Annotated in this window: 7 protein-coding genes; 5 read left to right on the top strand and 2 right to left on the bottom strand. The window is 48.8% G+C overall.

Features of this window, described 5'->3' with window-relative positions:
- Window positions 1-62: 62 nt before the first annotated feature.
- A complete protein-coding gene (locus tag BLR64_RS28360; RefSeq protein WP_090719867.1) occupies window positions 63-1,169 on the top strand; it encodes an Mrp/NBP35 family ATP-binding protein in 1,107 nt (368 codons plus the stop codon).
- 71 nt (window positions 1,170-1,240) lie between these two features.
- On the opposite strand, the gene gerD is transcribed toward BLR64_RS28360, so the two are convergent.
- Window positions 1,241-1,936 (bottom strand): spore germination lipoprotein GerD, encoded by a 696-nt coding sequence (gene gerD, locus BLR64_RS28365; RefSeq protein WP_090719869.1) that lies wholly within the window; start codon window positions 1,934-1,936, stop codon window positions 1,241-1,243.
- A gap of 121 nt (window positions 1,937-2,057) precedes the next feature.
- On the opposite strand from gerD, the gene BLR64_RS28370 reads away from it, so the two are divergent.
- On the top strand, window positions 2,058-2,657 hold the full coding sequence (locus BLR64_RS28370; protein WP_341833407.1) for a KinB-signaling pathway activation protein: 600 nt from the start codon (window positions 2,058-2,060) through the stop codon (window positions 2,655-2,657).
- Between the two features lie 172 nt (window positions 2,658-2,829).
- Window positions 2,830-3,651: a PPK2 family polyphosphate kinase gene (locus tag BLR64_RS28375; protein WP_068727630.1), complete on the top strand. Its 822-nt coding sequence runs from the start codon at window positions 2,830-2,832 to the stop codon at window positions 3,649-3,651.
- Window positions 3,652-3,704: 53 nt separating this feature from the next.
- Here the strand turns inward: BLR64_RS28375 and pdaB are convergent, their stop codons facing one another.
- Entirely contained in the window at window positions 3,705-4,511 is an 807-nt protein-coding gene (pdaB, locus tag BLR64_RS28380; protein ID WP_090719871.1) for a polysaccharide deacetylase family sporulation protein PdaB, read from the bottom strand.
- Window positions 4,512-4,642: 131 nt separating this feature from the next.
- On the opposite strand from pdaB, the gene BLR64_RS28385 reads away from it, so the two are divergent.
- Together BLR64_RS28385 and BLR64_RS28390 are read left to right on the top strand one after the other, a co-directional pair.
- The gene (locus BLR64_RS28385) at window positions 4,643-5,239 is read left to right on the top strand and encodes a stage II sporulation protein M (RefSeq protein WP_090719872.1); all 597 of its coding nucleotides are present in this window, start codon (window positions 4,643-4,645) and stop codon (window positions 5,237-5,239) included.
- A 246-nt stretch (window positions 5,240-5,485) separates the two neighbouring features.
- Window positions 5,486-5,716 carry a hypothetical protein gene (locus BLR64_RS28390; RefSeq protein WP_025336637.1) on the top strand — a complete coding sequence of 77 codons (231 nt, stop codon included), beginning with the start codon at window positions 5,486-5,488 and terminating at the stop codon, window positions 5,714-5,716.
- The last annotated feature ends 354 nt before the right edge of the window (window positions 5,717-6,070 follow it).

The raw sequence follows: 6,070 nt of genomic DNA on the forward strand, positions 1-6,070 counted from the left end.
TGCTATAATAAATACAATTAACCGGAGCCTTAACTGTCCGGAACGAAACAGAGGTGCTCTCCATGCAGACCAGGGAAAAAATTCAGGAACTATTGCAGCCGCTGATTGACCCGGAATCCGGAAAAAGTCTTATTGATCTGCAGCTGATCCGCGACATTATGGTAAAAGAGGATAGAATCTCGTTATCCATTGTGTGTCTTGAGGAAGATGATACAAGCCGGATGGAGCTGGAGCAGAAGGTGCGTGATCTGCTGACCGAAGGGGGACTGGAGAATATCCATATCCGGCTGCGTAATGCAACCGACTATGAGCGCTCTATTCTTCGTACCGGGAGCTCTGCGGACAAGCCGGAGCCAGAACAAGGTACAGCCCTTAAAGGGCACGCAGCGGGTCTTGAGGACCATGAGCTGCTGGATGAGAACTCCGGCGTGAAGTTCATTGCTGTAGCCAGCGGCAAGGGCGGTGTCGGCAAGTCAACAGTGACGGTGAATCTCGCAGTAGCGCTTGCGCGCAAAGGTAAAAAGGTTGGCCTTATCGATGCCGACATATACGGATTCAGCATTCCGGATATGATGGGAATCGAGGAGGGGCCTGTCGTCGAAGAAGGAACAATTATTCCGGTTGAACGTTTCGGGGTTAAAGTCATGTCGATGGGCTTTTTCATCCGTGAAAATAGCCCGGTCATCTGGCGTGGTCCGATGCTCGGCAAGATGCTCCGCCAGTTCTTCAGTGATGTTGGCTGGGGGGAGCTTGACTATATGCTGCTGGACCTTCCTCCGGGTACAGGTGATGTGGCGCTGGACGTGCACCAGATGCTTCCTCACAGCAAGGAGATCATTGTAACCACCCCTCATGCCACTGCAGCCTTTGTAGCGGCCAGGGCGGGCTCTATGGCGCTGCAGACCGATCATGAAATCCTCGGCGTCATTGAGAACATGGCCTATTATGAATGCTCCTCATGCGGGAAGAGAGACTATGTCTTCGGGCGCGGAGGCGGAGCCAGACTAGCGGAGACACTGCATACTGAGCTGCTTGCCCAGGTCCCGCTTGGCGCTCCGGACAACCATATCTCCGAGCCTGACTTTTCCCCTTCCGTTTACAAGGCTGATACCCAGGTGGCCCAGCTGTTTGCCGAGGTCGCGGACAAGCTGATCGCGAAGTACGAATAGCACGTTCCAGTAAAAAATATGCAACACTGCAAGAGGCTTATCCATTTTGAAATGGATAAGCCTCTTTGTGGTTAAGAGCCGGAGTCGTCTCCGCCCTCCTGTTTTGAGCTGTCTCCGCCGCCTTCCTCGCCGCCGGAACCGCCTCCCTTTTCCTCGCCTTTTTTCTGAACCTTAGGCTGGAGCTCGTCCTGTACAACCGTTTTGAGCAGTCCCAGCACTTCCATACGGAACAGCGGATTCTGCATCGCTTCCTGCATAATGGTCATGGACTGCTTGCGGTAATCGGAGGTCTTGGTAAGATCCAGGAACATTTTCATCATTTCAGGCGACTTCATAATTTCTTCGATTGACTTCTGATAAGTCGGGTCCTTAATCAGCTGCAGATGCAGCTCCTTGCTTTGGGTGTTAATAGCTTTTGCGAACTCGCCGGCAAAGGTCGGATCGGTCATAATCTTTTCGATTTCCTTCTGGTATTCCGGAGCCGTAATGGTGTCTTTAACCGCAATCCGGATCTGTTCCGTGGTCTGAAGCGGCATCATTTTCATGCTTAACCCGCTGACGCTGCTCCCTTCCGAACCGCTGCCTGAGGTCAGAGCCTCCTCGACTGCCTTTTTACCCTCATCGCTTTTCAATATATCGACAACCATTGTCTTCATTTCCTTATATCCCATCTGGCTGGAAGAACTGCTCTGTTCTCCTCCGCAGGCTGTTAAGGTGAGAATCAGGCTGAGTGCCAGTCCTCCAGACAACAAACTCCTCCATCTCATTGGCGCTGCCCTCCTTTATAGGAATCCTGAGGGTAGTATGCCGCACCGGTGCACAGGATATGTCGCGGTTATGATGGTTTTTTGACGGCAGGCTTGGTAAAATAAATCTGACACAGGGGAGGTGGAGTGGCTGAGTATAAGGAAATGGTATCACCTGTTCTGGACCACACTTCTGATAGGCGCCGCCTCGGCCGGGCTGGCGGGACTTGTGCTGCAGGCTGTGAATGGCGGTATAGCCTTCAAGGGAACAGCAGACCTGTTGCTGTACCTGCTTATTTTACTTGGTTCCGGAATGCTTGTTAGCGTTTACGCACAGCTGGGATTTTTCGCTTACCTGATTCTCAACTATATGGGCAACGGTGTATTTTCCCGTAAAGTGTGGCAGTACATACAGCTGGTATTGGCTGTGCTGGCGCTGCTCGAACTGGTGTTCCTGCGGACATTTGTCGGAGCTGAAAGGACAGGCGGGTCTGACCTCTTCTTGGGAGTGGGCATTCTGCTTACGGCCGTTATTGTGTCCTATTTCAAGGTGCAGAGCACGAAGGCGGCGGCGGCAATTCCGACCTTTTTCTTTATGACAGCCATCACCATTGTAGAGACGATAGGCGTGCTTCAGATCGGCGTAGACAGTGCAACTGTGTTTATTGTTGTTCCGCTCATTGCCTGCAATGCATTCCAGATTTTAAGATTGCACCGAATCCTTAAACCGCAATCATCTTAAAAGATACTTTACGAAGAAACCCCGGTGCTCTTAAATTAAGAGACCGGGGTTTTCTTATTTCCAGCGCGATTAAAATGAAAAGGGGAAGGTTAATCTTAAAGAACAGCTTACATAAAAAGCTAATGGACACACCGCCGGCCGCAACTGAAATCAGTAAGCAAGGAGGGCATATATGAACATCAAGCGCTATATGATAAAAGACACAAGTGAAAATATTCTGAGCAAGCTCGATCCGTCAGAACGCGGTGACTTTCACTCGAAAGAGGAAGCCGCAGCCAAAATGGAGAAGCTCAAGGAACGCCTTGCCGAGCTTCAGGATATTCTTTTTGCCCAAAAGAAGCATTCGCTGCTGGTCATCCTTCAGGGGATGGACTCAAGCGGAAAAGACGGTACGGTAAAGCATATCTTTTCCGGTATTAATCCCCAGGGCTTTATTGTTACCAGCTTCAAAAAGCCGTCACTGGAGGAGGAGGCCCACGACTTTCTGTGGAGAGTGCATATGAAAACTCCGCCCAAAGGCTACATCGCTGCCTTCAACCGCTCCCATTATGAAGATGTACTGGTTCCCCGGGTGCACGGCAGTCTAAAAAAAGACGATATGAAGCGCCGCTTCCGCTATATCCGCCAGTTTGAAGAAATGCTGGTGGAGGAGGGTACAACGGTGATCAAGCTCTTTTTGCATATCTCCAAGGAGAAGCAGCTTGAAAAAATCCAGGAGCGGCTGCAGGACCCGACCAAGCACTGGAAATTTGACGCCAGTGACCTGCAGGAGCGGGAGTATTGGGATGATTACCAAAAGGCCTATGAGGATGTTTTCCGTGAGACCGGCACTGAACAGGCACCCTGGTACTGGATTCCTGCCAATCACCGGTGGTACCGCAATTATCTGGCGTTATCCATCGTAGTCAAAACCCTGGAGGGTCTCGACCTGAGCTATCCGAAGCTGAATTCTCCGACACCTGATATATCAGAGCTCATATCTCCGCGTCATTAGCCAGACAGGCCAGCTAGACAGATTACGGTACATCATCCGGCAACACCAAAGAGTTACATGCCTGCAGCGTCTTCCAGTCCCTTGTCCAGAGAAGCGGAATCACGGACTTCCGTACCGTCGGCACTGCTTTGGCTGATCAGCTCGGATACAGTAACGAACTCATACCCTTGAGCACGAAGGTTATCAATAATTTGCGGAAGCGCCTCATGGGTCTGCTTGCAGGAGTCACTGGCATGGAGGAGGACGATATCCCCCGGATGAGCCTTGCTGGTAACCCGCTTAACAATATTGTCTACACCGATGTTTTTCCAGTCCAGCGAATCGGTGTCCCATTGGATAACCTTGTAGCCCAGATCACTGGCCACCTGAAGCACTCTTTTGTCAAAATCACCATTCGGCATACGGATCAGGTTGGGCGATTTACCGGTTAACTCAGTAAGCACAGTGTGAGCTGTAGAAATTTGGGTACGGATTTCCTCATTACTGAGGGTACTGTAGTTAACGTGCTTATGACCATGGCTTCCGATTTCAAAGCCTGCTTCTTTGATACTGGTGACGATTTCCGGATGTGTTTTACTCCACGGCGAGGATAGGAAGAAGGTGGCCTTATCTACCTTTTTATCCTCCAGCACCTTTAGAATCGGTTCAGGCCGCTTCTCACCCCAGCTAATGTCAAAGGTTAAAGCGATAAGCTTCTTTTGCGTTGGCACACTGTAGATGGCAGACGGGGCTTGGGCATCCGAAAAAACGGTAATGTTGCCCCTCTCCACGTATACAACACCAGCGGCCAGAAGCGCAGCGGCAAAGATATAAATGAACCGTTTTATCTTTTTGCCGCTGAATACATAAAAAGAATTCATACTAGCAGCGCTCCTCTCCCATTGCGAAATGGCTTGTTTGTTCTAAATGTATGCTCGTACCTAACGCTTATGACCTCGAACGGACCAGAAATCTCATTAACTGCTTGTACTAAACATTTTAGGAGGCCGTTATGTTTGCGTTTTCAAGATTTGTCAAGGACCTGGGTACAATCCGCAAGGCCCTTTTGCTGGCGCTGATTCTTTTCCTGTTGGGCGGAGTGCTCGGCTGGATCGGCACCGGCAGTCTGCAGAAGCTGCTTGCCCAGCAGCTCGAAGGATTGAGCAGCATCAGCGGAAAGCTTATGGATTCAGATAATCCCGAATGGAGCTTCTTCACCTTTATATTTCTGAACAACAGCATTAAAAGTGTGGCGGTTATTTTCCTTGGTGCACTGTTTGGATTTATTCCGGCGTTCTTCTTATTGATAAACGGAGCTGTTATCGGCTATCTGATCCACCTGTCGGTCATCCAGGGAGCAGATTTGTTTCAACTCATTGTTAAAGGGCTGCTTCCGCACGGCATTATTGAAATACCGGCTATTATTATTGCATGTGCTTTTGGGCTACAGCTTGGCGGAAAGGTTATACAGAGTATGTCCGGAAGAGTTCGGGGCAGCAGCTGGGCGGAGTTTATGCGCCAGACCGTTACGGCATCCGTATGGATAGTAATCCTGCTGCTGCTGGCAGCGATTATCGAAAGTACAATTACATTGGCACTTTTATCATAAAATTCTGAAGAATGGAGCATAACATTAAGACCGATTTGATTTGGGGATTCCTTACATCACAAGAATGCCTGTGCTCAGCAGAACCATAAAGGGAATTTTAGCAATTATGGTTATAGTTCCTATGCTCCGGTTAATCTAGTGTAAGCGGGTATACGCGCAGATTTCCCATCAAATGGACTGACTTCTAACACACAAACAGCAGCATTAAAGATTTGTTCTCAAAATAATATGAAGGAGGCCAAGCATATGTTGGGGATGTTGTTCAACGAAAAAGAATGCAAGGAGCTCGACTATGTACTGCGCAAAGAACTTGACGAGATGCTGCTTGATTTAAGTGATCAGCGCTTGGACCAAAATATCAGGCATGCCATTGCTAACCGATATAAAACGGTGTTTCGCATGTATGCGCGGTTTGCTCCGCAGAAGGAGCTGTCGAAATATGCGTGGGGCGGGCGTTCGTCCCAGTTCAAGCATTGATAACATGAGCTGCTGCCTATAAACTTGTGTGCTTGGCCATTAATTTAATAAAGAGGGTTGACTAAACAGGAGCGTACGTGATACATTATATCTCGCGCTCCTTTTGTTATTTCAAAAGAAGACGCACGGCAAGAAAAAACGAAAAAAACTTTTTCGAAAAAAAGACTTGCCAAAACGATAAACACTGTGATATATTATAAAAGTCGCCGCTGACAAGCGCGACACTGAAGAAAAGAAACAAATTGATCTTTGAAAACTGAACAACGAGTGAGTATCGGAATTCACTTCGGTGATTCCAAAATGAGAATGTAACATTCTCGTCAGATGTTTCAAAATGAGCGAATCGCTCTTTTC

The organism is Paenibacillus typhae, from assembly GCF_900099765.1.
Lineage (GTDB): Bacteria > Bacillota > Bacilli > Paenibacillales > Paenibacillaceae > Paenibacillus_AQ > Paenibacillus_AQ typhae.